Source organism: Streptomyces sp. enrichment culture, assembly GCF_964273145.1.
Classification (GTDB): Bacteria; Actinomycetota; Actinomycetes; order Streptomycetales; family Streptomycetaceae; genus Streptomyces.
Genome location: NZ_OZ186873.1, coordinates 5,618,839 through 5,640,878 on the forward strand (window position 1 = coordinate 5,618,839; position 22,040 = coordinate 5,640,878).

Consider the following 22,040-nt stretch of genomic DNA (forward strand, 5'->3'; position numbering starts at 1 on the left):
GTGACCGAACACCGCAACCGCGTCGACCTCGAACCCGACACGGTCGAACGCGATCTGATCAAGCTGGTGCTGACCGTGGTGGAGCTGCTGCGCCAGCTCATGGAGCGCCAGGCGCTGCGCCGCTTCGACGAGGGAGACCTGACCGAGGAGCAGGAGGAACGCATCGGGCTCACCCTCATGCTGCTCGAGGACCGCATGACCGAGCTGCGCGAGCGCTACGGACTGCGGCCCGAGGACCTGAACCTGGACCTCGGGCCGCTCGGACCGCTGCTGCCCCGGGAGTGAGCCTCCCGGGGCGGTCCCGGTCTTCCGTCACCACCTGTACCAACGCCCCCTGCCGCCACCTGCGGACGTGCCGCGGACCACGAAGCCCAGCAGCCACAGCGCCAGGACGGCCAGGGCGACCCACCAGAGCACCTGCACGGCGAATCCGGCACCGAAGAGAATGAGCGCGAGAAGCAATACGAGCAGAAGTGGAACCATAATGTGAACCTCCTGTCGTAATTATTTCCCGGAACCTACAGATCAGCCTTCTTTCCGGCACAGAATCTGTCCGTGCGGCACGCTGAACCAGCCGTGGGGTTGCTTCCCCCATTCCCGCCAGGCGGCCGAGACGGCCCGCAGCTCGGCCTCGGTCGCGTGGCCCCCCTCGACGGCCCGCTCGGCGTACGCGGACGCCACGGTGCGCTCCGCCCACAGCCCGCTCCACCACTCCCGCTCCTGGGGGGTGGAGAAGGTCCAGGTGGCGGACGTGGCGGCGACGTCGGTGAAGCCCGCCCGCAGGGCCCAGGACCTCAGCCGGCGTCCCGCGTCCGGCTCGCCCCCGTTGGCACGGGCGACCCGGCGGTACAGGTCCAGCCAGGTGTTCAGCCCCGCCGACGCCGGGTACCAGGTCATGGCGGCGTAGTCGCAGTCGCGGACGGCGACGAGACCGCCCGGTTTCGTCACCCGCCGCATCTCGCGCAGGACCCGGACCGGGTCGCCCACGTGCTGGAGCACCTGGTGGGCGTGGACGACGCAGAAGGTGCCGTCCGGATGGTCCAGGGCGTGCGCGTCCGCGACGGCGAAGTCGATGTTGGTCAGCCCCCGTCCGGCGGCCGCGGCCCGGGCCTGCTCCAGGACCTCCGGGGCCCGGTCGACGCCGGTGACGTGCCCGTCCGGCACCCGGGCCGCCAGGTCGGCGGTGATCGTGCCCGGGCCGCAGCCGATGTCCAGGATCCTCATGTGGGGCTTGAGCGAGCCCAGGAGGTACGCCGCGGAGTTCTCGGCGGTGCGCCAGGTGTGCGAGCGCAGCACGGACGGGTGGTGCCCGTGGGTGTAGACGGCGGTCTCCCGCGGCTTCGGCATGGCTGGTCCCCTCGTCGGTGTCCGGTCGCGCCGCCGTCCGGGGACCCCGGGTCACCGGGCGCCGCGACGGCGTCACCGTACGCCCTGGCGCCACATAGTGAGAACAGCGTATTGAAATGTGGACTGACGAACCGTCACTCACCGGGCAGCGGACGGTAGACGACGAGCGCGCCGGGCAGTTTCTCCAGCGTCAGGTCGCCCTGCGTCTCGGTGATCTCACCGTCGTACGCCAGCAGCGTGCCCGGCGCGACACCGGCCAGACGCAGATGACTCACCTGGACGGCGGCGTGGGCGGGGGAGCGGGTCAGCGGGCCGGCGAGCGCCGCCGACAGCAGGCGCAGGGCCGGCCGCGGGCCGCCGTGCACCACCCGGACGTCGAGCTGTCCGTCGGCGAGGTCCATCCGGCGGCCCGGGGCGAGGCCCATGCGGTGGTAGGTGCCGTTACCGGCGAACAGCATCCACAGCGGACGGGGGCGGCCCCGCACCTCGGCCTGGAGCGGATGCCGGTCGGCGCGCAGCACCCGCACGGCCGCGAGCACCCCGGCCGGCCAGCCGCCGATCCGGTGCGACCAGCGCTCCCGCTCGCGCACCAGCTCCGGGTACACCCCGAGGCTGAAGGTGTTCAGGAAGATCCCCTGCCGCGTCCCCGAGGAGAACCGGCCCACGTCCACGCGCACCCCCTCGCCCCGGGTCAGCGCCCGGCACAGGTCCCGCACGTCCTCCACGCCCAGGTCGTACGCGAAGTGGTTGAGGGTGCCGCCGGGCAGGACGGCGAGGGGCACGCCCTGGCGCAGGGCGATCCGGGCGGCGGTGTTCACGGTGCCGTCGCCGCCGCACACGCCGAGCACCCGGGCGCGGCCGGCGGCCTCCTCCAGCTCCGTCCCGACCTCCTCCGGCGCGCACTCGACGATCTCCGCCCGGGGCAGCGCGTCGCGCAGCGCCCGGACGCGGTCCGCCGTGCCGGACGCCGTGTTGGCGACCATCACCAGCCCCTCGCCCTCGGGCAGCGCGGGCACGTCCGCGCGGGGCCGGGCCGACGGGACGACCTGGGCGCGCGTCGGCACCAGGCCCCGTACGGCGAACGCGGCGCCCACGCCGAGGGCCGCGCCGGCCAGCACGTCGCTGGGGAAGTGCACGCCGGTGTAGACGCGGGAGAGAGCGACCGAGGCGGCCACCGGCGCCACCGCCGCGCCCCAGGACGGGGACTCCAGGGCCACGCCGGTCGCGAACGCGGCGGCCGACGCGGCGTGCCCCGACGGGAAGGATGTGGTGATCGGCTGCCGCTTCAGCCGCCGCACCAGCGGCACCGGGTCCATCGCCGGGCGGGGCCGGCGGACCGTCCGCTTGCCCAGGGTGTTGATGGTCAGGGAGGCCAAGCCGAGGGAGGCGAGGCCGCGGGCGGCGGCCCGGCGGGCCCTCGGAGTGCGGGAGACGGCCAGCGCGGCGGCGGCCACGCCCCACAGCACGCCGTGGTCGGCGCTGCGGCTCAGGCGCGGCAGCAGACGGTCGGCACCGGGCCAGGAGCGGGCGGCGACGGCCTCGAACAGCCGACGGTCCAGCTCCAGGAAGCCGTTGCGGACGGGGTGCGGGCCGGGCGTCGGGACGGTGAGGTCTACGTCGGGGCTCATGCCTTCCGCCTACCCGGCCGCGCGGGTTTCCTGCCGGGTCCGGGCGGCGGCGCCGGGCGCGGACGGCCCGGGGCGAAAACCGCTTGCCGGGCCGTGTACCCCCCTCCACAATCGCTGCCCATGGGACATCTCGAAGCCGCGCACCTGGAGTACCACCTCCCCGACGGGAGGGCGCTGCTGGGCGATGTGTCCTTCCGGGTGGGGGAGGGTGCCGTCGTCGCCCTCGTCGGCCCCAACGGGGCCGGCAAGACCACCCTGCTGCGCATGCTCGCGGGCGAGCTCAAACCGCACGGCGGCAGCGTCACGGTGAGCGGCGGCCTCGGGGTGATGCGGCAGTTCGTGGGGTCCGTGCGGGACGAGACGACCGTACGCGACCTGCTGGTGTCCGTGGCGCCGCCCCGCGTCCGCGAGGCCGCGCGGGCGGTCGACGCCGCCGAGCACGCCGTGATGACGGTCGACGACGAGGCCGCCCAGCTCGCCTACGCGCAGGCCCTCGCCGACTGGGCCGAGGCGCGCGGGTACGAGGCGGAGACGCTGTGGGACATGTGCACCACGGCCGCGCTGGGCGTGCCCTACGAGAGGGCCCAGTGGCGGCGGGTGAGCACCCTCTCCGGCGGCGAGCAGAAACGCCTCGTCCTGGAGGCGCTGCTGCGCGGCACCGACGAGGTGCTGCTGCTCGACGAGCCCGACAACTACCTCGACGTGCCCGGCAAGCGCTGGCTGGAGGAGCGGCTCGCCGAGACCCGCAAGACGGTGCTGTTCGTCTCCCACGACCGCGAGCTCCTCGCCCGCGCCGCCGAGAAGATCGTTTCCCTGGAGCCCGGCCCGGCGGGCGCGGACGCGTGGGTGCACGGCGGCGGCTTCGCCACCTACCACCAGGCGCGGCGCGAGCGCTTCGCCCGCTTCGAGGAGCTGCGCCGGCGCTGGGACGAGAAGCACGCCCAGTTGAGGAAACTGGTGCTCACGCTGCGGCAGGCGGCGTCCGTCAGCCACGAGATGGCCTCCCGTTACCAGGCCGCCCAGACCCGGCTGCGCAAGTTCGAGGAGGCCGGCCCGCCCCCGGAGCCACCGCGGGAGCAGGACATCAGGATGCGGCTGCAGGGCGGACGGACCGGCGTGCGGGCCGTCACCTGCGAGGGGCTGGAACTGACCGGCCTGATGAAGCCGTTCGACCTGGAGGTCTTCTACGGCGAACGCGTCGCCGTCCTCGGCTCCAACGGCTCCGGCAAGTCGCACTTCCTGCGGCTGCTCGCCGGGGACGACGTGGCCCACACCGGCCGCTGGAAGCTCGGGGCGCGCGTCGTGCCCGGCCACTTCGCGCAGACCCACGCGCACCCCGAGCTCCAGGGCCGCACGCTGCTGGACATCCTGTGGCGGGAGCACGCCCAGGACCGGGGCGCCGCCATGTCCCGGCTGCGCCGCTACGAGCTGACCGCCCAGGCCGAGCGGACGTTCGACCAGCTCTCGGGCGGCCAGCAGGCCCGCTTCCAGATCCTGCTGCTGGAACTCCAGGGCGTCACGGCCCTGCTGCTGGACGAACCGACCGACAACCTCGACCTGGAATCGGCCGAAGCCCTCCAGGAGGGCCTGGAGGGCTTCGACGGCACGGTGCTCGCGGTCACCCACGACCGCTGGTTCGCCCGCGCCTTCGACCGGTTCCTCGTCTTCGGCAGCGACGGCCGCGTCCGCGAGACGCCGGAGCCGGTGTGGGACGAGCGGCGGGTGGAGCGGGCCCGCTGACCCGCCGCCCGGCCGGACCGGCGCTTGAGCGGGCGCCCCGAAGGGGCACCCCGGAGCGTTCCGGGGCTCACTTCCAGCGCAGGAGTGCGCCCAGGCCGCCCACCGGGGCGTCCGCGTTCTCGGCCGCGTCCGGCGGCAGCGCCTGGGTCACCGCGATCGCCGGGGCGCCGGTCATCACCGCCGAGCGCAGCAGGGCGTCGTCCGCGCGGGCGGACCAGGAGTGCTGCTCGCCGAGCGTCTTCAGCTCCGTACGGCGCATCGCGAGCTGGTCCGGGTCCTCGCCGATCCACACCTCGCGGTGCGTGTCGGGGCCGTCGGGGATGACCAGCAGCTCGTCGATGCGGTGTTCGCGGGCGGCCTCGACCAGCGCGGGCACGCCCTCCACCGCCGCGGCCCGCCCCTCGCCGTCCGGGGTGCGGGCGGCCAGGAACCTGTCCAGGTCCCCGTGGACGCGGGCGCGCACGTGCTCGGCGCGCAGCCGCTCCACCTCGTCGTCCAGCAGCCTGCTGCCGGCGCCGCGGGTGGCCTCCACCACGCAGTCCAGCAGCCGCTTGGGCAGCCGCTCGTGCACGGCCCGCCGCTCCCGGTCGTCGCCGACCAGGATCAGCAGGTCGGCGCCGGTCTCCTCCTGGCACACGGCGAGCGCGTCGGCGATCTCGGCCGCGTTGTGCTCCCAGGTGTTCTCCACCCGGAGCTGGAAGTGGCGCTCCGACCATTCGGCGCTGCTCGTGCGGTGGATCGGCCACTGCCGACCGGTCACCCCGCCCGCGTCCTCGCTGCCGAGCGCGCTGCGCAGCTCGAAGTCGGCACCCCTGCGGTCGATGTACGCCACCACGCACACCGGGTTCTCGCCCATCAGCTCCAGCAGCGGCGAGACGCGAGGCAGCGGCGCCCAGTGGGCGACAGTGCCGCCCTGCGGGGGACGGGCCAGCGGCGGGTCGAGGACGACCCGGCCGGCCCGCGCGAACAGGGCGCGCCCGTGCGGGTCGGACGAGTGACGCAGATCGTCCACCGCCTCCTGCACGGCCCGGCAGGTCGCCTCGTCGGCGCCCTGCGCCGCCAGTTCCCGGGCGACCGCGCCGGCCGTCAGCTGCCGCTCGTGGGCGGTGTCCTCCGCGTGCCGGGACAGATCCACGTACACGGAGGCCCAGGGGCCCGGCTGTTCGTACAAGGGGTGCAGAAAGGCGAGATCCATGGCTCCCTCCCGGATGCCACTCGGGGGTGGTAGTGCTCGCCGGGCGGGTACCCGGACCGCATGAACGAACACGACGAGCGGGAGATCACCGCGACCGGGATCGAACCGGACCGGCTGGACGACCAGCAGCTCATGAAGGAGCTGGAGACCATCCACCGCACGCGGCACGACACGTTGCTGTACGGCTCGAACGACGCACTGCGGGCCCACAACGAGCGCATGGCACAGCTGGAGGGCGAGTGGCTGCGCCGCAACCCCCGCCGCCCGGTCGCCGCGGGCCGCACCCGCGAGGGCGCCCGGGAACGGAGCAGCGGGGAGTCGGCGGCTCCCGGCGTGTGAGGGCGGGCCGGGCCCGGGGACCGCGCCGCCGGGCCCGGCACACACGGACGCGCCGGCCGGGCCTCCGGTGGAGAGGCCCGGCCGGCGCGTCCGTGTGTGCGGCAGCGGTGGCCGGCGCGGGTGCCGGTTCAGCCGCCGGTCTTGGCGAACTCCGCGAGGTACGTCTCGCAGAACGCCTTCAGGTCGTCCGGCTTGCGGCTGGTGATCAGCCGGTTGGGCCCGCCCTCGCAGACCTTCACCTGTTCGTCGACCCAGGTGCCGCCCGCGTTGCGGATGTCGGTCCGCAGGCTCGGCCAGGACGTCAGGACCCGGTCGCGGACGACGTCCGCCTCGACGAGCGTCCACGGGGCGTGGCAGATGGCGGCGACCGGGCGGCCCTGGTCGAAGAAGTCCTTCACGAACGCCACGGCCTTGTCGTCCATCCGCAGGAAGTCCGGGTTGGCCACCCCGCCCGGCAGGACCAGCCCACCGAACGAGTCGGCCGACGTCTCGCCGACCACCTCGTCCACGGGGAAGGTGTCCGCCTTGTCGAGATGGTTGAACGCCTGGATCTCACCGGACTTCGTCGACACGAGCACCGGCTCGTGACCGGCGTCCACCGCGGCCTGCCACGGGTCGGTCAGCTCGACCTGTTCGACACCTTCGGGTGCCACCAGAAAAGCGATGCGCATGGTGTTTCCGTGCTCCTTACGTTGCGTTGCGACTGGTCAGACGGGTGGGGGCGGAGCACCGCCCGAGGCGCCCCGCACCTCCCGGGTATCCGGTTCGGCACGGCTGATGTCGGCGAGCGGCGACGCGGGATCCTGCGCCTCGGCCAGATCGCCGAGGCTGACCATCCCGACCGGCAGGCCGTTCTCCACGACCGGCAGCCGGCGCACCGCGTGCTCCCGCATCAGGGCCACCGCGGCCGACGCGGGGTCGTCCGGGGCGACCACCAGCGGATCGGGGGTGCAGACCGATCCGGCGCCCACCGCCAGCGGGTCCAGGCCCTCCGCGACGGCCCGCACCGCGATGTCACGGTCGGTGAGTACGCCGACGACCCGCTGCCCGTCGGCCACCACCACGTCGCCGATGTTCTGCGAGCGCATCAGGCGCGCCGCCTCGACGAGCGAGGCGTCCGGGCGGACGGCGACCACGCCCGGGGTCATCACGTCCTTCACGAACTCGGCCATCGGCAGGGAACCTCCCTGGTCCTCCCGGTCGGCGGCCCCGCCACCCGCGGCGCCCCCGGCCGGGGCTCTCTTCGCCTACTCCGGCCCGGCCCGCCCGGCGGAACCGGGCCCGGTCAGGGCCTGGGCCAGCTGCTGGACGTTGCTGAAGCGCTCCTTGTGCGGCAGCTCCTCCACGCGCTCGACGAGGGCGTCGGGGGCGTGGGCGCGGCGCAGGGCGCGGGACAGCTCCCGCGGGTTCGCCGGGAACGTGCCGCGCGTCAGGGTCCGGGCCAGCTCCAGCCGGAGCGCCTCCAGGTACGTCGGCCCGCGGCTCGGCGTCACCGGGCCGCGCGCGACCTCCGGGTCGTCCTCCGCGGTCGGCTCCGGGTCGTGCCACTCCTCGCTGCGGGTGGGGTGCCCGGACCTGAGCAGGCCCTGCAGTTCGTGCTTCATCTCGTCGTCGCGGTGGAAGCTCAGCCGGTCACTGCCTCGCTGCATGTCTCCCTCCAGACTCTCGGGGTGGCCCTCGCGTACCCGAAGACCGGACGCCGACACGGATTCGGGCGGGGTCGACCCGATTTCGGCGGGGATCGTACGGACGTACGACAAAGAGGGCGCGGACGCGCGCCAGGGATCGTGCGGACGTACGAGAGGCGGGATTGGCCCGCCGGGCGCAGGGAACCCGGCCCGCGCCCCCCACGCCGCCCCCTGACGGGAAGGACGGACCATGGCGGTGCTGTTCGCCGTGCTCATCCCGGCCCTCATGCTCGGCGTGGTGCTGGCCCTGGGCCGGTACGAGGAACTGGTGCTCCCGGGCGCCGATCCGCAGCCCGGCGCCCTCGACCCGGTCACCGCTCCCCCCGCTCCCCCGGGCGCGGCGGACATTCCCGCGCCTTCGCCCTAGGCGTGCCGTCGCGGGACGCCGGCGGCGCGCGTGCCGGGCACCCGCCGGGAGCGCGGCCGTGGTCTTCCACCGGCCGCCGGCGGTCCGGGCCGGTACGCCGTCAGCCCTTCTTCCCCGGCATGTCCTCGTCGGCGGGGCGGCGATCCGCGTGCGCGCTCCCGCCGCAGGGGTGCCGGGTCTCGTACTGGTGGAGGAGATAGCCCGCCCGTACCCGGCTGCGGGCACCGAGGCGCTTCATCATCTCGTTGATGTGGCGTTGGCATGTCCGTACCGACATGGCCATGCGACGGGCGATCGCCTTGTCGTCCTCGCCGTCGATCAACAGGCGGACGATGTCCGACTTCATGGCCTCCGAGGCGGCGATGGCCTGCCGGCGGCCCATCCTGACGGGAAAATCGGCCGCCTGGGACCAGAGGCGGCCGAAGGTGCCGGCGATGAAATCCACCGTGCTGGGGTCCCGGAGGATCATCACGCCGTGCGGGTCGTCGTGCAACGGAACGACGGCGACGGCACGGTCCAACCCGGTGGTCGATCCGGCCGCAGAACTCCAGGGTGCCGTCCGGCCGCCACACGGCGAGATCGCCCGTCCGGTACATGCGTTCGCCCGGCGGGCCGAACGGGCACGGCAGGAACCGCTCCGCGGTGAGACCGGGCAGGCGCAGGCAGCCGCGGGCGAGGCCGGCGCCGGCGATGAGCAGCTCGCCCTCCTCGCCGGTGGGCACCGGGCGCAGCTCCGCGTCGAGCACGTACGCCCGGGTGTTGATCACGGGACGGCCGATCGACGGTACCCGGACGCCGGCGACGACCTCGACGGCCGGGGCGTCCACCGTGGCCTCGGTGGGGCCGTAGGCGTTGAACATCCGCCGTCCGGGCGCCCACCGGTCCACCAGCTTGCCGGTCAGCACGTCGCCGGCGGTGGCGATGGTCCGCGGCGTGCCGTACTCGGTGACCGGCAGGGCCGCGAGCACCTGCGGCGGGATGGTCACGTGGGTGACGCCCGTGCGGTCGATGAGTGCGCCGAGTCCGTCCCCGGACAGGCAGTCCTGGGGACGGATGACGGGGGCCGCGCCCGAGCCCGGAGCCATCACCGGGTCGCCCACGGAGCAGTCGAAGTTGAACGAGGCGAACAGGAGCACGCCGTCGCCCTCGGTGATGCCGAACCGCTCGATGTGGTCCACCGCGAGGCTCGCCGGTCCCGTGTGGGTGACCACCACGCCCTTCGGCGTGCCGGTGGACCCGGAGGTGTGGATGACGTAGGCGGCGTTCTCGGGGCGGAGCGGGGCGAGCCGCTCCGCGTCCGTCAGGTCGTGCGGGGACTGCGCGGCGATCCGCTCGGCGGTACCGGGGTGGTCCAGTACGAGGCGTGTGGTGCCCTCCGGCAGCACGGACGCGGCCGACTCGGTGGCGAGGGCCAGCAGCGGCGCCGCCGAGGCCGGCAGGGCGGCGATCCGGGCCGGCGGGTACTCCGGAGCCATCCGGCGGATCGGCGGGCCCGGCGTCCGGTGGGTCCGAGGGACCTGGCGGCCGGCGTCGCTCCCTGCGACGGGTTCTCGCCGACCTGTGGTGCAGCGGTGTGGAACCGTCCTTGCACACTCCGTCAACCTGCCCTAGATTTCCGTCCGTTGCGAAGGCCGCTGAGCGGTGAACGCTCAACCTGAGAACCCCGGCCGGTGTGGGCCGGGCAGACGCCGAGGACTTCGGCCGAGACTTCATCCGCGGCGGCGCGGACCGGCGGCGCTGTACCGGCCGCACCCGCACCAGCGTGCCCGCGTGCCGGGCGCGTGAGCGGCCCCCGGGGACATCCACGCGGGGCCGGGCCGGCCGCGGCCATCCGACCTCCCCGGCAGACGACGGCGCGACGGACGCACGCGTGCGCGCAACCGATCACCGCGGGGACACCACCGGACACCGTGCCCGGCGCCGTGTCGCGTGCTGCGCCGGGCACCTCTTCCGGTGGCCGTCCTTCCAGCCAGAACTCGAGGAGCTGTGTGTCCCACATGTTCAAGGGGCTGATCCCGCCGCCCGGCCCCCCACGCGGCCTCGCCCTGGCCCAGATGGTGTGCCGGCTCGGAGACGGGGCCTACAACATCTGCGCGGCCCTGTTCTTCACCCGGATCGTCGGGCTGTCACCGCTCCAGATGAGCCTGGGCCTGACCATCGGCTGGTCGGTGGCGCTCGTGCTGAGCGTTCCGCTGGGACACCTGGCGGACCGGGCCGGTCCGCGCGGCACCGCCGTCGTGCTGTTCGTGTGCGCGGCCCTGTCGATCCTCTCCTTCGTGTTCGTCTCGTCGTTCGTGCCGTTCGTCGTCGCGTCGTGCGTGTACGCGGTGAGCCAGCGCGGCGGCTCGGCGGCCGAGCAGGCCCTGCTGGCCGGCCTGGTCCCCAAGGACCAGGTCACCCGGGTCCGCGCGTACGTCCAGTCCAGCTACAACGCGGGCATGACGATCGGCGCCGGACTGGGCGGGCTCGTGCTGATCTTCGACAGCCGGGAGGCGTTCTACGCGGCGTTCGTGATGAACTCCTTCGCCTTCCTGGTCTCCGCCTGGATCCTGCACCGGCTGCCCGCGGTGGCGCCCCGGCCCGCCGCTCGCGCCGGGAGGACGGGCACCCCGGACGGCCGGCACGACACGTCGGTGTTCCGGGACGCCCCCTACGTCGTCCTCAGCGTCCTGAACACCTTCCTGCTCCTGTACGTTCCGCTCATCGCCGTCGCCCTGCCCCTGTGGATCAGCGAGCACACCTCGGCCCCGGTGTCGCTGCTGTCGGTGATGCTGATGCTCAACACGATCGTGGTGGCGCTGTTCCAGGTCCGGGTCTCCGAAGGGGTGAAGGACCTCGCCAGTGCCGCGCGCTACCTGATCCTGGGCAGCTTCCTGCTGGCCGCCGCGTGCGTCGCGTTCGCCTTCTCCGCGGCCGGGGACTCCGCCTGGAGCGCGGGTGTCCTCCTCGTCGTCGGCGCGGCCCTGATGGTGTTCGGCGAGATGATGCAGGCCGCCGGGGAGTGGGAGGCCAGTTTCGGCCTGGCGCCCAAAGGCAAGACGGGCCAGTACCAGGCGTTCTTCGGCAACGGCATCACCGTCTCGGAGATGCTCGGCCCGCTGGTCCTCACCGGACTGATCGTCTACTGGGGTGCGCCCGGCTGGATCCTGCTCGGCGTGATGTTCGTCGTCGTGTCCTTCGCCATGACCCCGGTCATCCGCTGGGGCGGCCGCGTCCGCGCCGAGAAGGAGCGCTCGGAGCAGGAGGCGGAGACGCTCCACGCGGTGGACGCCGCCCCGGCCCCGCGCGGGGGCGAGGAGGGACGGGACGAGCCGATGGAAGAACGGCTGTAGCCCGAGGGACCCGAGGGACCCGAGACGCTCCGGCGGCGGCCGGGACGCAGCCCGGCTCCCGTCCTCCGGCCTTCCGGTCCTCCGGGCCGGCTCTCCCCGCGCCCGGGTGGGCGCTTCTGCCGGGGCACCGGAGGAACCCGGCCGCACGCCCGGCGAGGTGCGCGGCCGGTGCCGGACCGGTGACGGGCCGGCCCCGCCGGCGCCCCGCGGGCACCCGGACCCGGTCTCACCCGAACGGGCGGTACCGTCGCGCGAATGGTGCCCGGCCGCGCGCGGGCCGGTGGCGGGCGGGCTGTGATGGCGGAACGGGGGCGCGCGCGACGCGCCCCCCGCAGCCGCCGCTCGAAGGAGCCCGTCCCATGCACCGCACCGCCCGCGCCCTCTCCGTCGCCGTCCTGGCCGGCGCCGCCCTGTGCCTCCCCGCCGCGGGACCTGCCGCCGCGGGGTCCGCCGCCGTACCGGCCGTGCTCGCCGCGGGACGCGAAGTGCCGCACGAGCCGGCCGGCGAGTCGGACGCGGAACCCGGGGCGCCGGACGAGCCGGTCGGGGACGTCGCGGAAACGGAGGAGCCGGCGGGGGAGGCCCCGGACGCGGGTGACGCGGGCGATCCGCTCGGGGAGGCTACGGAACCGGGGACCCCGCTCGGGGAGATCGCGGAACCGGACGGTACGGCCGCGGCGGCCGGGGAACCGTGCCCGGAGGGCGAGGGCCACGACGGGTCCTGCACCGGCGGCACCGCGCCCACCGGGAGCACCGGCGGCCCGGGCGGCACGGGGAACACCGGCAGTGTCGGCGGGACCGCCCGGCCCTGTCCCGCCGTCTCCGCCACCCCCGCACCGCCGCACGGCGACCCCTGCGGCGGTGCGGGGGTGCCGCGCGGGGTGCGGGCGGGGCAGGGCGGCGCGTTCGCCGGCTCCGTGCCCGCGCTGGTCGCCGGCGGCGTCCTGATGGCGGGCGCGATGGGTGCCGCCGCACACCGGCTGCACGCGGGGGGACACCGGAGGAACCGAGGATTCCGGGAAGACGGGGACCGTTGACCTGACCACCCGCCCCGGCGCTGTGATCCGCACAACGCGTCCCACGACCCATGACCGGGCGCCGTCATGGGTACTCAAAGACCTGGGCCGCTCACCGGACCGAGGGCCACGGAGCACGCGGGGCGGCGGGGGACCACGTCACGCACCACGGACAGCGCGGAGGTAGGGCATGCGGCGGACGGCCTCCGAAGGACACGGCCCCGTCCGCTACGGGCCACCGCTGCCCGACGACGGGTTGCCCGTGCCGCCCGAACTGTCCGGTGTGCTCGCCGAGGCGGCGTCCCGCACCGCGGGCGAGCCGATCGGCGGCGGCCCCGCCCTGCGGGAGGCGGCCTGCGGCCACTGGTCCCGGCGCGGGCTGTCCTGCGAACCCGGCACCGTGGCCGCCGCGCCCGGCACCCCCGCCCTGCTGCTGGCGCTGACCGCCGCGCTCGGCGGCGACGTCCTGGTGCCGCGCCCGTGCGCCGCCTGGTGGGGGCCGTACGCCCGCCTGCTGGGGCGGCCCGCCTTCCACGTCGCGACACCCGCCGAGTGCGGCGGTGTGCCCGACCCGTACGCCCTGCTGGAGACCGTGCGCCGGATCCGTGCCGAGGGCGGCGACCCCCGCCTGCTGGTGCTGTCGGTCGCCGACGATCCCACCGCCACCGTCGCCCCGCCCGAACTGCTGCACGAGACCGTGGAGGCCGCCGCCGGCGAGGGCCTCCACCTGGTCAGCGACGAGACCTGGCGCGACACCCTGCACGACCCCCACGACACGGTGCTGCTCAGCCCGGCCGAGATGCTGCCCGAGCAGGTCACCGTCGTCACCGACCTCACCGGCGCCCTGCTGCCGGCCGGCTGGCCCGCCGCCCTCGCCCGCTTCCCGGCGTCCGCCGCCGGGGACGGCCTCCACGCACGCGTGCTCGACGTGCTCACCGCCCTCGACGCCCGCGTCGCCGCGCCGGTCGCCGCCGCGGCCGCGTACGCCCTGACCGAACCCGAGCCGGTCACCGGGCACCGCGCCGCCGCCGTACGCCTCCACGCGCGCGTGGCCGCCGCCGCGCACCGCACCGTCGTCGCCGCGGGCGCCCTCGCCCGGCCCCCGCGGGCCGGACGCCACCTGTACGCCGACCTCGGCCCGCTGCGCGGTGCCCTCGCCGGGCACGGCGTCGGCGACGCCCAGGACCTGGAGGACTTCCTGACCGCCCGGCTCGGCATGCCCGCGCCCGGCGGCCACCGCTTCGGCGACGACCTCGGCGCCCTGCGCGTGCGGCTGTCCACCGGCCCCCTCCTGGGCGCCACGGACGACGAACGCGCGGAATGCCTCACCTCACCCGCACCGTTGGAACTGCCGCAGGTGCAACGCGCGTTGACCGCACTTGAGTCGGTCTTCGACGACCTCCGCGACGCTCGGCGATAGGAGCCTCCTCGATGACGCAGCAGCCCGATTCGATCACGGCCACGCCCGCCCGGGACACCGGTGCCCAGGCGGACACGTCATCCACGGCAGACCCGTTCCCGCCGCTCGCCGAACCCCGCCCGCCGGCCGAACGCCGCGTGTGGCCGCGCACGTTCCACGACCGGCTGACCGCCCCGCTGCCCGGCCTGCGGGCCTTCGCCCGGTTCGCCCGCGAGGGCGCCGTCAGACCCGGCCCCGAAGGTCTCGCCGACATCCCCCGGCTGCCGTACGCGCCGGGCCCGCTGCCCCGCGTCGACGCCCGAACCGTCGCCGTCACCTGGGCCGGACACGCCAGCTGGGTGGTGCGCATCGGCGGGCTGACCGTGCTCACCGACCCCGTCTGGTCCCGCCGCATCATCGGTACGCCCGCCCGCGTCACCCCCGTCGGCGTCGCCTGGGACGCCCTGCCGCACATCGACGCGGTCGTCATCAGCCACAACCACTACGACCACCTGGACGCGCCCACACTGCGCCGCCTCCCGCGCGACACCCCGGTCTTCGCGCCCGCCGGACTGGGACGCTGGTTCCACCGCCGCCGGTTCACCCGCGTCACCGAGCTGGACTGGTGGGAGGCGACCGAACTGCACGGGGTGCGCTTCGACTTCGTCCCCGCCCACCACTGGTCCAAGCGCACCCTCACCGACACCTGCCGCACCCTGTGGGGCGGCTGGGTCCTCACCGACCCCGACGGGCAGCGCGTCTACTTCGCCGGCGACACCGGCTACGGCCACTGGTTCTCCCGCATCGGCAGCCGCTACCCCGGCATCGACCTCGCCCTGCTCCCCATCGGCGCCTACGAACCGCGCTGGTGGCTGCGCGACGTCCACTGCGACCCGGAGGAGGCGGTCCGCGCCGCGCAGGACCTCGGCGCCCGCCGCATGGCCCCCATGCACTGGGGCACCTTCGTGCTGTCCGCCGAGCCGGTCCTCGAACCCCTCGTCCGGGTCCGCGCCGCCTGGGAGCGGGCGGGCCTGCCCCGCGAGAACCTGTGGGACCTGCCGGTGGGGGGATCACGGGTGCTCGACTGACCGGTCCGGGCGCCCGCGGCCGAAGGCCGCTCACCGCGCGGCGCCGCGCACGCCCGCACCCGCCCGGCGGGCCCCACGGCCCGGAACGCCCGGCCGCACCGGCCACGGCGGGTGCGGGGCGCGGCCGGCCGGGGGCCGTCGCCCGGGTGGTGGCGCGCCGGCTTCCCCCGCGGCCCGCCCACGCGTCACGATCGCGGCGGTGGCGGTTCTCCTGCCGTCCGCGATCACGCTGAGCGTGACGGGGATCCGCCGGCGGATGCTGCCGGTGCCGGCGGGCGCTGCCGTGACCCGGACGGTGCAGTGGACCGGCCCGCGCCGCCCCGGGAGCCCGCGCGTCGGCACCGCGACCACGCTCGAAGTCTGATCATCGCCATCGGAGTCCGGCCACTCGCCGTGCCGCGCCACCGAAGGCGGATCGGTCCAGGGGACCGTCCCGGAGCGGCGAGGCGGTTCCGGGTGCGAAACTGCGGTCATGTTCGTACAGCTCCTCGCGGCCACGGGCGTGCTCGCGGTCCTGACCATGGTCCCGGGCCCGGACATGGCCGTGGTGACGAAGCGGGCCATAGCCTCCGGCCGGCGGGACGGCCTGCGCACGGTCGGCGGCATCGCGGCGGGACTGCTCACATGGGGTGTGCTCACCGTGGTCGGCCTGGCGGCCGTCCTGGCGGCGTCCGCCACGGCCTACACGATCGTCAAGCTTGCCGGTGCCCTCTACCTCGGGTTCCTGGGCATCCAGGCTCTGCTGCAGAGCCGGCGCGGACGTTCGGCGGCTCCGGGGGACATCCCGCCCCCGGCCGGCAACCCGTGGCGCACGGGCCTGATCAGCAACGTCTTCAACCCGAAGATAGCGGTCTTCTACACCGGCCTTCTGCCCACGCTCACGCCGTCCGGCTTCTCACCGCACGTGGGGATGACCCTGCTCGTCCTCATCCACGCGGCCCTCACCCTGGTCTGGCTCGGCAGCTACGTGCTGGTACTGGCCAGGGCCCGCGCCTTCTTCGAGAAGCCCGCCGTACGACGCGCCATGGACCGCATCACGGGTGTCGTCCTGATCGGGTTCGGAGTCAAGGTTGCCGTCTCCCGGCCCTGAGCCCCGGGGAACCGCGGATCCGCGGTTCCCCGTTCCGCGTCCTCGGCCACGCGGCCCCTGCCGCCGATCAGGCCCCGGCCGTGCCCCGCACCCGCCGCCACATCCCCGGCGCCGCGCCGACCAGCACGGTCAGCGCGACCGCCGCGGCCACGCCCTCCCACGGCTCCTTGAACAGCGAACCGCCCAGAATCCCGATCAACTGGTACGTCACCGCCCAGGCCAGGCAGGCCGGCAGGTTGCCCTTGGCGAAACGGCGCAGCGGCCACCGCGCCATCAGGCAGGCCAGCATCACCGGGATACGACCCGCCGGGACCAGCCGGGACAGCACCAGCACGGCCACGCCGTGACCGGCCAGCTTCTCCTGCGCCTGCGCCAGCCGGTCCTCCGGCGCCCGCGCCCGGATCGCCTCCAGCCAGCGCGAGCCGTTCCTCGAACCCATGCCGCGCCGCCCCAGCCAGTACAGCGCCAGGTCCCCGAGGAACGCGGCCAGCGACGCCGTCACGAACACCAGCGCCAGCGGGAACGGCGCCGTCTGGTGGAAGGCCACCACCGCCGCCGAACTCACCAGAGCTCCCGTCGGCACCACCGGCACCAGCGCCCCGATCAGCACCAGCAGGAACAGCGACGGATAGCCGAGCGCCTGCTGAGTGGTCTCCGGCGGCACGGCCGTCGAGGCGGCGGCCAGCCACGTCACCGGACGACCTCCGGGCGCACGCTTTCCCCGTGCGCCAGCCGGTGCACCGCCACGCCCGGCGCGCGCAGCGCCGCCAGGCGCACGAAGTCGTCCCCCGGCGCATGGAATTCATGAGGGCGCACGGCGTCCATCCCGATCGGCCAGTACGTGCCGTAGTGGACCGGCACCGCGCTGCCCGGCACCAGACGCGCCAGCGCCTCGGCCGCCCGCCCGGCGTCCAGATGCCCCTCCCCGAGGAACGGCCCCCAGCCGCCCACCGGCAGCAGCGCCACGTCGACCGGCCCGACCTCCTTCTCCATCCCGTCGAACAGGTCGGTGTCCCCCGCGAAGTACGTGCGGGCCTCGCCCTCGACGACGAAGCCGAGCGCGGGGGAACGGTGCGGCCCGATGGGCAGTCGCCGCCCGTCGTGGCGTGCGGGTACGGCCCGTACGACGAGGTTCCCGACGGCCGTGACGTCGCCGGGCGCCACCTCGCTCACCCGCAGATGGCGCAGTCGGCGCAGCCCCGGCACCGCCCGGGGCGCGCCCCGGGGCACGAGCAGGCGCGTGCCCGGCGCTAGCCGCGCCAGCGACGGCACGTGGAGGTGGTCGGCGTGCAGGTGCGACACGAGCGCCACGTCGGCGCGGTACGCCTCCGGGGGAGGCAGGGCGCCGCACCGGCGACGCAGATGGGCCAGCCGGCGGGTGAACAGGGGATCCGTGAGCACACGTGTGCCCGAGTCCTCCACCGTGCAGGTGGCGTGACCCCACCAGGTGACCTCCACCGGCACCTCCATGCCTCCTTCGCGCGCCTCCCCGCAGCCTACGGCCAACGGTAGGGTCGGCGGCGGGAACCGGAGGTAGGGGGACGCCATGAGGCCGGTCAGGGTGACGGCGATCGCGAGTCTGACGCCGCTGGAGGAACTGGACGACGACCCCTTCCTGGTGGACTCCCGCGGCCAGCACGCCATGTGCGCCCGCTGGGCCGCCGAACACGGCTACGTCGTCACCAGGGAACTGCTGGTACGGGGCCTGCGGCCCGACCACGACGTCCTGTGGGAGGGCGTGCGCCCGGGCGCCGACCTGTTCGTGGCGCCCAGCCGCCGGGTACTGGAGAGCGCGCTGTCGTCCGTGGAGGAGTTCACCGAGGAGTGCGCGCGGCGCGGGGTGCGCGTGGAGACGGTCGGACGGGCCGAGCCGGCCTACGACGCCGAGATGAAGGCCCGCGTGCACCGCCGGCTGTCGATGCCGACGGCCGGTTACGACGGGCGCTGACCGTCGCCGTCGCGGCGGCGCGCCACCCGGGCGGGAACCGGACCCGGGGGCGGACGGGCTCTTCGGAGCGTTGTGACAGGGTGGGGAGGGGCCCGCGCCGACGACGGGCCGGGACGTGAGGTGTACTGAGCGTGGGCCAGGGGCGCTGGCGCGGGGCAGCCGGCCAGATCGGGCGCAGTGTCGCGGTGTGGGCCGTCTCCACGGTCACCATGCTGGCGCTGGCCGGCATCCTGCCGGACTTCCAGTTGCAGTCCGCCGACGGCGACAGCGCCACCACCATCGCGGTCACCGCCGCGACCGGCGCCGGCGCCTTCGGCCTGCTGTCCGCCCTGGTGTGGCCGCTGCTGGTGCGGCTGCTGCTGCTGGTCCCGGCGCTCGTGCTCGGACTGCTGGTCTTTTTCCTCAACGGCGCCCTGCTGCTCCTCGCGCTGCGCCTCAACCCCGCCGAGCGGGGCGCCGCCGCCCCCGAGACCGCGGTGGTGGTGGCCGCCGTGATGTCCGCCGTCGCCTCCGCCACCGGCGCCGCGCTCGCCGTGCGCGACGACGACGCCTACCGGCGCCGCCTGTACCGCCTGGCCGACCGCCGCCGGCGACGGGCCGGACCGTCCTGCCCCGCCACCCCCGGAACCGTCTTCGTCCAGCTCGACGGGGTCGGCCACGACGTGCTGCTGGACGCCGTCGGCAGGGGCCTGATGCCCACCGTCGCCCGCTGGCTGGACGGCGGCGACGGCCGGCCGGCCACCCACCGGATCGTCCCCTGGCGCACCGACTGGTCCAGCCAGACCGGCGCCAGCCAGCTCGGCATCCTGCACGGCAGCAACCACGACGTCCCCGCCTTCCGCTGGTACGAGAAGGACCGCGGTGAGGTGATGGTGTGCAACCGCCCCTCCAGCGCCGCCCTGCTCCAGGCCCGCGCCGCCGCCGACGCCGGCCACGACGGGCTGCTCGCCGTCGACGGCGCCAGCCGCGGCAACCTCTTCAGCGGCGGCGCCGGCGAGCAGGCCCTGGTGCTGTCCATCGCCACCCGCCGCCGCGGCCGCGAGAACCGCTCCCGGGCCGGCTACTTCGCCTACTTCTCCGACCCGGCCAACGCGGTCCGCACCGCGATGTCCTTCGCCGCCGAGGTGGGCCGGGAGATCGGCCAGTCCACCCGCGCCCGCCTGCGCAAGGAGCGCCCCCGGGTCTCGCGCGGCGGCCTCTACCCCCTCGTCCGCGCCTTCGCCACCGTCGTCGAACGGGACGTCGTCGTCGCCGCGGTGACGGGCGACATGCTCGCCGGGCGCACCGCCGTCTACGCCGACCTGGTCGCCTACGACGAGGTGGCGCACCACTCCGGGCCCGCGAGCCGCGACGCCGAGAAGGTCCTGAACCGCCTGGACCGCGCCCTCGCGCTGATCGAGAAGGTCGCCGAGCACGCCCCCCGCCCCTACCGGATCGTCGTCCTGTCCGACCACGGCCAGAGCCCCGGGGAGACCTTCCGCTCCCGCTACGGCCTCACCCTCGGCGACCTGGTGCGGGCCGGCTGCGGGCTGCCCGTGCCGCGCCGGGCCCGGCGCACCCGCAGCGGCGCCGAGGCCCGCAACGCGGTGCGCGCCGCCCTGCGCCGCCCCGTCGAGGAGGGCGGCGAGGAGCACCGCCCCGCGGGCCGCCGCTCCGAGCCGATCGTGCTGGCCTCCGGCAACCTGGGCCTGGTCTCCTTCCCGGACGTCGGGCACCGGATGACCAAGGAGGAGATCGACGCCCGCCACCCCGCGCTGCTGCCGACCCTCGCCAACCACCCCGGCATCGGCTTCCTGCTGGTGGCCAGCGAGAGGCACGGCGGGGTCGTGCTCGGCGCCCGGGGCGTGGAGATCCCCCTGGACCGGCTCGACGAGGACCCCGGCCCGCTCGCCGCGTTCGGACCCGGCGCCGCCGACGCCGTGCGCCGCACCCACTGCTTCCCGCACACCGCCGACATCATGGTCAACTCCTCCTACGACCCCGCCGACGGCGAGGTCCTCGCCTTCGAGGAGCAGATCGGCTCCCACGGCGGACTCGGCGGCGCCCAGTCGCGGGCCTTCCTGCTCGCCCCGGCCGTCTTCTCCCCGCCGGTCGCCGACGGCGCGGAACTGGTCGGCGCCGAGCAGGTGCACCGGGTGCTGCGCCGCTGGCTGGGCGAGGCGAACGGTCCGCAGGTGCCACTGGACGATTCCCGGCCCGAGGCCCGTGACGACGCATCTTTTGCGGTGTCGGACGGGGGTTTGCAGAACAAAAACATGTGATTTGGCGACGTCTCCGAGCATGCCGGACCATGGGCGCCGTCCCGGCGATCCCGGGCATCAGTTCGAAGAGAGGCGCACCACCCCATGCACGTCACCGGAACCGCCCCCCCGTCGGCTCCGGCCCCGCAGGAGACCCCCGAGGCACCCGCCACCGGCGACGGCAGGCACACCCGCCGCTTCGGGCTGCCCGTCGCCACCGCCCTGGTCATGGGCAACATCATCGGTGGCGGCATCTTCCTGCTGCCGGCCTCCGTGGCCCCGTTCGGCACGGTCAGCCTGGTCGCCTTCGGCGTCCTGACCGTCGGGGCCATCGCCCTGGCGCTGGTCTTCGGCAGGCTCGCCCAGCGCAATCCGCGCACCGGCGGTCCCTACGTCTACGCCCGCGAGGCCTTCGGCGACTTCGCCGGGTTCCTCGCCGCCTGGGCGTACTGGATCACCTCCTGGGTGTCCAACGCGGCCATCGCGGTCGCCGCCGTCGGCTACCTCGACGTCCTGGTCCCGGTCGGCGACCACCGCTGGAGCGCCTGCCTGGCCGCGCTGGTCGTGCAGTGGCTGCCCGCCCTGGCCAACTTCGCCGGCACCCGCTACGTGGGCGCCGTCCAGCTCGTCGCCACCGTCCTGAAGTTCGCGCCGCTGCTGCTGGTCGCGTTCGGCGGGCTGTTCTTCTTCGACGCGGACAACCTGGGCCCCTTCCACGCCGGCGGCGGCAGCCTGACCGGTGCGGTCTCCGCGTCGGCCGCGATCCTGCTCTTCTCCTACCTCGGGGTGGAGTCCGCCGCCGTGAGCGCGGGAGAGGTGAGGAACCCCCGGCGCACCGTGGGCCTGGCCACCGTCATCGGCACCGCGGGCGCGGCCCTCGTCTACCTGCTGGGCACGCTGTCGGTCTTCGGCACGGTCCCCCACGACCGCCTGGTGGAGTCCACCGCGCCCTTCTCCGACGCGGTGAACGCCATGTTCGGCGGCGCCTGGGGCGGCTGGGCCGTCGCGCTGGCGGCGCTCGTGTCGATCACCGGCTGCCTCAACGGCTGGACCCTGCTGGGCGCCCAGACCCCGTACGCCGCCGCGAAGGACGGGCTCTTCCCGGCCGTGTTCGCGCGCAGGCGGCGCGGGGTGCCCACCGTCGGCGTCGGCGTCACCGTCGTCCTCGCCTCGCTGCTGACCGTCTACAACTACGCGGCCGGCTCGGCGAAGGTCTTCGAGGTCCTCGTCCTCGTCACCACCTTCACCGCGACCGTGCCGTACCTGCTGGCCACCGCCGCGCAGCTCTTCCACCTCGTCTCGGGGCGGGGCGACCTGGTCGACCGGCGGCGACTGGTCCGGGACGCCGTGGTCGCGGCCGTCGCCGCCGCCTTCTCGATGTGGCTCGTCGCGGGCGCCGGCTACGCGGCGGTCTACCAGGGCGTGCTGTTCCTGTTCGCGGGCATTCTCGTCTACGCGGTGATGGCGGCCCGCAGGCAGCGGACGGCGGCCTGACCGGCGGGATGCGGCCCCGTCCCCGTCGGCGGGGACGGGGGCCGCACCGGCGTTAATTCGGCTGCGCACGGCGGCGAGGCGACCGACACTGGTGCGGTTCCGTTCCCGTGCACCCCTCTCAGGAGCCCC

23 protein-coding genes and 1 pseudogene are annotated in these 22,040 nt (G+C 75.0%); 13 read left to right on the forward strand and 11 right to left on the reverse strand.

Translation table 11 applies throughout. The features are described from left to right. Complete coding sequence (locus ACSU6Z_RS24980; RefSeq protein ID WP_437048914.1) at nt 1-285, forward strand: gas vesicle protein K; 285 nt, start codon at nt 1-3, stop codon at nt 283-285. A 27-nt stretch (nt 286-312) separates the two neighbouring features. On the opposite strand, the gene ACSU6Z_RS24985 is transcribed toward ACSU6Z_RS24980, so the two are convergent. The 3 genes from ACSU6Z_RS24985 to ACSU6Z_RS24995 form a co-directional block, all read right to left on the reverse strand. After that, entirely contained in the window at nt 313-483 is a 171-nt protein-coding gene (locus ACSU6Z_RS24985) for a hydrophobic protein (protein WP_437048915.1), read from the reverse strand. Nucleotides 484-525: 42 nt separating this feature from the next. Further along, the gene (locus ACSU6Z_RS24990) at nt 526-1,347 is read right to left on the reverse strand and encodes a methyltransferase domain-containing protein (RefSeq protein WP_437048917.1); all 822 of its coding nucleotides are present in this window, start codon (nt 1,345-1,347) and stop codon (nt 526-528) included. 134 nt (nt 1,348-1,481) lie between these two features. Next, complete coding sequence (locus ACSU6Z_RS24995; protein ID WP_437048919.1) at nt 1,482-2,975, reverse strand: bifunctional phosphatase PAP2/diacylglycerol kinase family protein; 1,494 nt, start codon at nt 2,973-2,975, stop codon at nt 1,482-1,484. Nucleotides 2,976-3,095: 120 nt separating this feature from the next. On the opposite strand from ACSU6Z_RS24995, the gene ACSU6Z_RS25000 reads away from it, so the two are divergent. Beyond that, entirely contained in the window at nt 3,096-4,715 is a 1,620-nt protein-coding gene (locus ACSU6Z_RS25000; protein WP_437048920.1) for an ABC-F family ATP-binding cassette domain-containing protein, read from the forward strand. 67 nt (nt 4,716-4,782) lie between these two features. On the opposite strand, the gene ACSU6Z_RS25005 is transcribed toward ACSU6Z_RS25000, so the two are convergent. Beyond that, a complete protein-coding gene (locus ACSU6Z_RS25005; RefSeq protein ID WP_437048922.1) occupies nt 4,783-5,910 on the reverse strand; it encodes a Vms1/Ankzf1 family peptidyl-tRNA hydrolase in 1,128 nt (375 codons plus the stop codon). Between the two features lie 60 nt (nt 5,911-5,970). Between ACSU6Z_RS25005 and ACSU6Z_RS25010 the strand changes: the two genes are divergently transcribed. Next, the gene (locus ACSU6Z_RS25010) at nt 5,971-6,249 is read left to right on the forward strand and encodes a DUF6158 family protein (RefSeq protein WP_437014450.1); all 279 of its coding nucleotides are present in this window, start codon (nt 5,971-5,973) and stop codon (nt 6,247-6,249) included. Nucleotides 6,250-6,377: 128 nt separating this feature from the next. Here ACSU6Z_RS25010 and ACSU6Z_RS25015 read toward each other — a convergent pair whose 3' ends face one another. The 3 genes from ACSU6Z_RS25015 to ACSU6Z_RS25025 form a co-directional block, all read right to left on the reverse strand. Beyond that, the gene (locus ACSU6Z_RS25015) at nt 6,378-6,920 is read right to left on the reverse strand and encodes a type 1 glutamine amidotransferase domain-containing protein (RefSeq protein ID WP_437048924.1); all 543 of its coding nucleotides are present in this window, start codon (nt 6,918-6,920) and stop codon (nt 6,378-6,380) included. A gap of 36 nt (nt 6,921-6,956) precedes the next feature. Next, complete coding sequence (locus tag ACSU6Z_RS25020) at nt 6,957-7,421, reverse strand: CBS domain-containing protein (RefSeq protein ID WP_437048926.1); 465 nt, start codon at nt 7,419-7,421, stop codon at nt 6,957-6,959. 75 nt (nt 7,422-7,496) lie between these two features. Then, complete coding sequence (locus tag ACSU6Z_RS25025) at nt 7,497-7,898, reverse strand: DUF2795 domain-containing protein (protein ID WP_437014444.1); 402 nt, start codon at nt 7,896-7,898, stop codon at nt 7,497-7,499. Nucleotides 7,899-8,127: 229 nt separating this feature from the next. Here ACSU6Z_RS25025 and ACSU6Z_RS25030 point away from each other — a divergent pair, with 229 nt between their 5' ends. Then, entirely contained in the window at nt 8,128-8,304 is a 177-nt protein-coding gene (locus ACSU6Z_RS25030) for a hypothetical protein (protein ID WP_437048928.1), read from the forward strand. A 100-nt stretch (nt 8,305-8,404) separates the two neighbouring features. Here ACSU6Z_RS25030 and ACSU6Z_RS25035 read toward each other — a convergent pair whose 3' ends face one another. Both ACSU6Z_RS25035 and ACSU6Z_RS25040 read right to left on the reverse strand, forming a co-directional pair. Beyond that, a complete protein-coding gene (locus ACSU6Z_RS25035) occupies nt 8,405-8,773 on the reverse strand; it encodes a LuxR C-terminal-related transcriptional regulator (RefSeq protein WP_437050467.1) in 369 nt (122 codons plus the stop codon). 208 nt (nt 8,774-8,981) lie between these two features. Continuing rightward, nucleotides 8,982-9,779: pseudogene (locus ACSU6Z_RS25040) on the reverse strand (AMP-binding protein); the annotation flags it as partial. A 522-nt stretch (nt 9,780-10,301) separates the two neighbouring features. Here ACSU6Z_RS25040 and ACSU6Z_RS25045 point away from each other — a divergent pair. The 6 genes from ACSU6Z_RS25045 (at nt 10,302) to ACSU6Z_RS25070 (ending at nt 16,229) form a co-directional block, all read left to right on the forward strand. After that, a complete protein-coding gene (locus ACSU6Z_RS25045) occupies nt 10,302-11,636 on the forward strand; it encodes an MFS transporter (RefSeq protein WP_437050468.1) in 1,335 nt (444 codons plus the stop codon). 359 nt (nt 11,637-11,995) lie between these two features. Beyond that, complete coding sequence (locus tag ACSU6Z_RS25050) at nt 11,996-12,673, forward strand: hypothetical protein (RefSeq protein WP_437048930.1); 678 nt, start codon at nt 11,996-11,998, stop codon at nt 12,671-12,673. Between the two features lie 169 nt (nt 12,674-12,842). Further along, nucleotides 12,843-14,072 (forward strand): aminotransferase class I/II-fold pyridoxal phosphate-dependent enzyme, encoded by a 1,230-nt coding sequence (locus ACSU6Z_RS25055; protein ID WP_437048931.1) that lies wholly within the window; start codon nt 12,843-12,845, stop codon nt 14,070-14,072. 11 nt (nt 14,073-14,083) lie between these two features. After that, complete coding sequence (locus ACSU6Z_RS25060) at nt 14,084-15,139, forward strand: MBL fold metallo-hydrolase (RefSeq protein WP_437048933.1); 1,056 nt, start codon at nt 14,084-14,086, stop codon at nt 15,137-15,139. A 199-nt stretch (nt 15,140-15,338) separates the two neighbouring features. Further along, entirely contained in the window at nt 15,339-15,503 is a 165-nt protein-coding gene (locus ACSU6Z_RS25065) for a hypothetical protein (protein WP_437048935.1), read from the forward strand. A gap of 108 nt (nt 15,504-15,611) precedes the next feature. Beyond that, complete coding sequence (locus tag ACSU6Z_RS25070) at nt 15,612-16,229, forward strand: LysE family translocator (RefSeq protein WP_437048937.1); 618 nt, start codon at nt 15,612-15,614, stop codon at nt 16,227-16,229. A gap of 67 nt (nt 16,230-16,296) precedes the next feature. Here the strand turns inward: ACSU6Z_RS25070 and ACSU6Z_RS25075 are convergent, their stop codons facing one another. Both ACSU6Z_RS25075 and ACSU6Z_RS25080 read right to left on the reverse strand, forming a co-directional pair. Continuing rightward, nucleotides 16,297-16,923: a DedA family protein gene (locus ACSU6Z_RS25075; RefSeq protein WP_437048938.1), complete on the reverse strand. Its 627-nt coding sequence runs from the start codon at nt 16,921-16,923 to the stop codon at nt 16,297-16,299. Then, nucleotides 16,920-17,693 (reverse strand): MBL fold metallo-hydrolase, encoded by a 774-nt coding sequence (locus ACSU6Z_RS25080; protein ID WP_437050470.1) that lies wholly within the window; start codon nt 17,691-17,693, stop codon nt 16,920-16,922. Before ACSU6Z_RS25080 ends, ACSU6Z_RS25075 begins: the two co-directional genes overlap by 4 nt. An 82-nt stretch (nt 17,694-17,775) precedes the next feature. On the opposite strand from ACSU6Z_RS25080, the gene ACSU6Z_RS25085 reads away from it, so the two are divergent. The 3 genes from ACSU6Z_RS25085 (at nt 17,776) to ACSU6Z_RS25095 (ending at nt 21,911) form a co-directional block, all read left to right on the forward strand. Then, a complete protein-coding gene (locus tag ACSU6Z_RS25085) occupies nt 17,776-18,177 on the forward strand; it encodes a hypothetical protein (protein WP_437048940.1) in 402 nt (133 codons plus the stop codon). A 185-nt stretch (nt 18,178-18,362) separates the two neighbouring features. After that, nucleotides 18,363-20,438: an alkaline phosphatase family protein gene (locus tag ACSU6Z_RS25090; protein ID WP_437050472.1), complete on the forward strand. Its 2,076-nt coding sequence runs from the start codon at nt 18,363-18,365 to the stop codon at nt 20,436-20,438. 84 nt (nt 20,439-20,522) lie between these two features. Beyond that, the gene (locus tag ACSU6Z_RS25095; protein WP_437048941.1) at nt 20,523-21,911 is read left to right on the forward strand and encodes an amino acid permease; all 1,389 of its coding nucleotides are present in this window, start codon (nt 20,523-20,525) and stop codon (nt 21,909-21,911) included. The last annotated feature ends 129 nt before the right edge of the window (nt 21,912-22,040 follow it).

Excerpts from the sequence above, each read along its gene's own strand:
- ACSU6Z_RS24985 (WP_437048915.1), bottom strand. The coding sequence starts at position 483 with ATGGTTCCACTTCTGCTCGTATTGCTTCTCGCGCTCATTCTCTTCGGT.
- ACSU6Z_RS24990 (WP_437048917.1), bottom strand. The coding sequence starts at position 1,347 with ATGCCGAAGCCGCGGGAGACCGCCGTCTACACCCACGGGCACCACCCG.
- ACSU6Z_RS24995 (WP_437048919.1), bottom strand. The coding sequence starts at position 2,975 with ATGAGCCCCGACGTAGACCTCACCGTCCCGACGCCCGGCCCGCACCCC.
- ACSU6Z_RS25000 (WP_437048920.1), top strand. The coding sequence starts at position 3,096 with ATGGGACATCTCGAAGCCGCGCACCTGGAGTACCACCTCCCCGACGGG.
- ACSU6Z_RS25005 (WP_437048922.1), bottom strand. The coding sequence starts at position 5,910 with ATGGATCTCGCCTTTCTGCACCCCTTGTACGAACAGCCGGGCCCCTGG.
- ACSU6Z_RS25010 (WP_437014450.1), top strand. The coding sequence starts at position 5,971 with ATGAACGAACACGACGAGCGGGAGATCACCGCGACCGGGATCGAACCG.
- ACSU6Z_RS25015 (WP_437048924.1), bottom strand. The coding sequence starts at position 6,920 with ATGCGCATCGCTTTTCTGGTGGCACCCGAAGGTGTCGAACAGGTCGAG.
- ACSU6Z_RS25020 (WP_437048926.1), bottom strand. The coding sequence starts at position 7,421 with ATGGCCGAGTTCGTGAAGGACGTGATGACCCCGGGCGTGGTCGCCGTC.
- ACSU6Z_RS25025 (WP_437014444.1), bottom strand. The coding sequence starts at position 7,898 with ATGCAGCGAGGCAGTGACCGGCTGAGCTTCCACCGCGACGACGAGATG.
- ACSU6Z_RS25030 (WP_437048928.1), top strand. The coding sequence starts at position 8,128 with ATGGCGGTGCTGTTCGCCGTGCTCATCCCGGCCCTCATGCTCGGCGTG.
- ACSU6Z_RS25035 (WP_437050467.1), bottom strand. The coding sequence starts at position 8,773 with ATGATCCTCCGGGACCCCAGCACGGTGGATTTCATCGCCGGCACCTTC.
- ACSU6Z_RS25045 (WP_437050468.1), top strand. The coding sequence starts at position 10,302 with ATGTTCAAGGGGCTGATCCCGCCGCCCGGCCCCCCACGCGGCCTCGCC.
- ACSU6Z_RS25050 (WP_437048930.1), top strand. The coding sequence starts at position 11,996 with ATGCACCGCACCGCCCGCGCCCTCTCCGTCGCCGTCCTGGCCGGCGCC.
- ACSU6Z_RS25055 (WP_437048931.1), top strand. The coding sequence starts at position 12,843 with ATGCGGCGGACGGCCTCCGAAGGACACGGCCCCGTCCGCTACGGGCCA.
- ACSU6Z_RS25060 (WP_437048933.1), top strand. The coding sequence starts at position 14,084 with ATGACGCAGCAGCCCGATTCGATCACGGCCACGCCCGCCCGGGACACC.
- ACSU6Z_RS25070 (WP_437048937.1), top strand. The coding sequence starts at position 15,612 with ATGTTCGTACAGCTCCTCGCGGCCACGGGCGTGCTCGCGGTCCTGACC.
- ACSU6Z_RS25085 (WP_437048940.1), top strand. The coding sequence starts at position 17,776 with ATGAGGCCGGTCAGGGTGACGGCGATCGCGAGTCTGACGCCGCTGGAG.
- ACSU6Z_RS25095 (WP_437048941.1), top strand. The coding sequence starts at position 20,523 with ATGCACGTCACCGGAACCGCCCCCCCGTCGGCTCCGGCCCCGCAGGAG.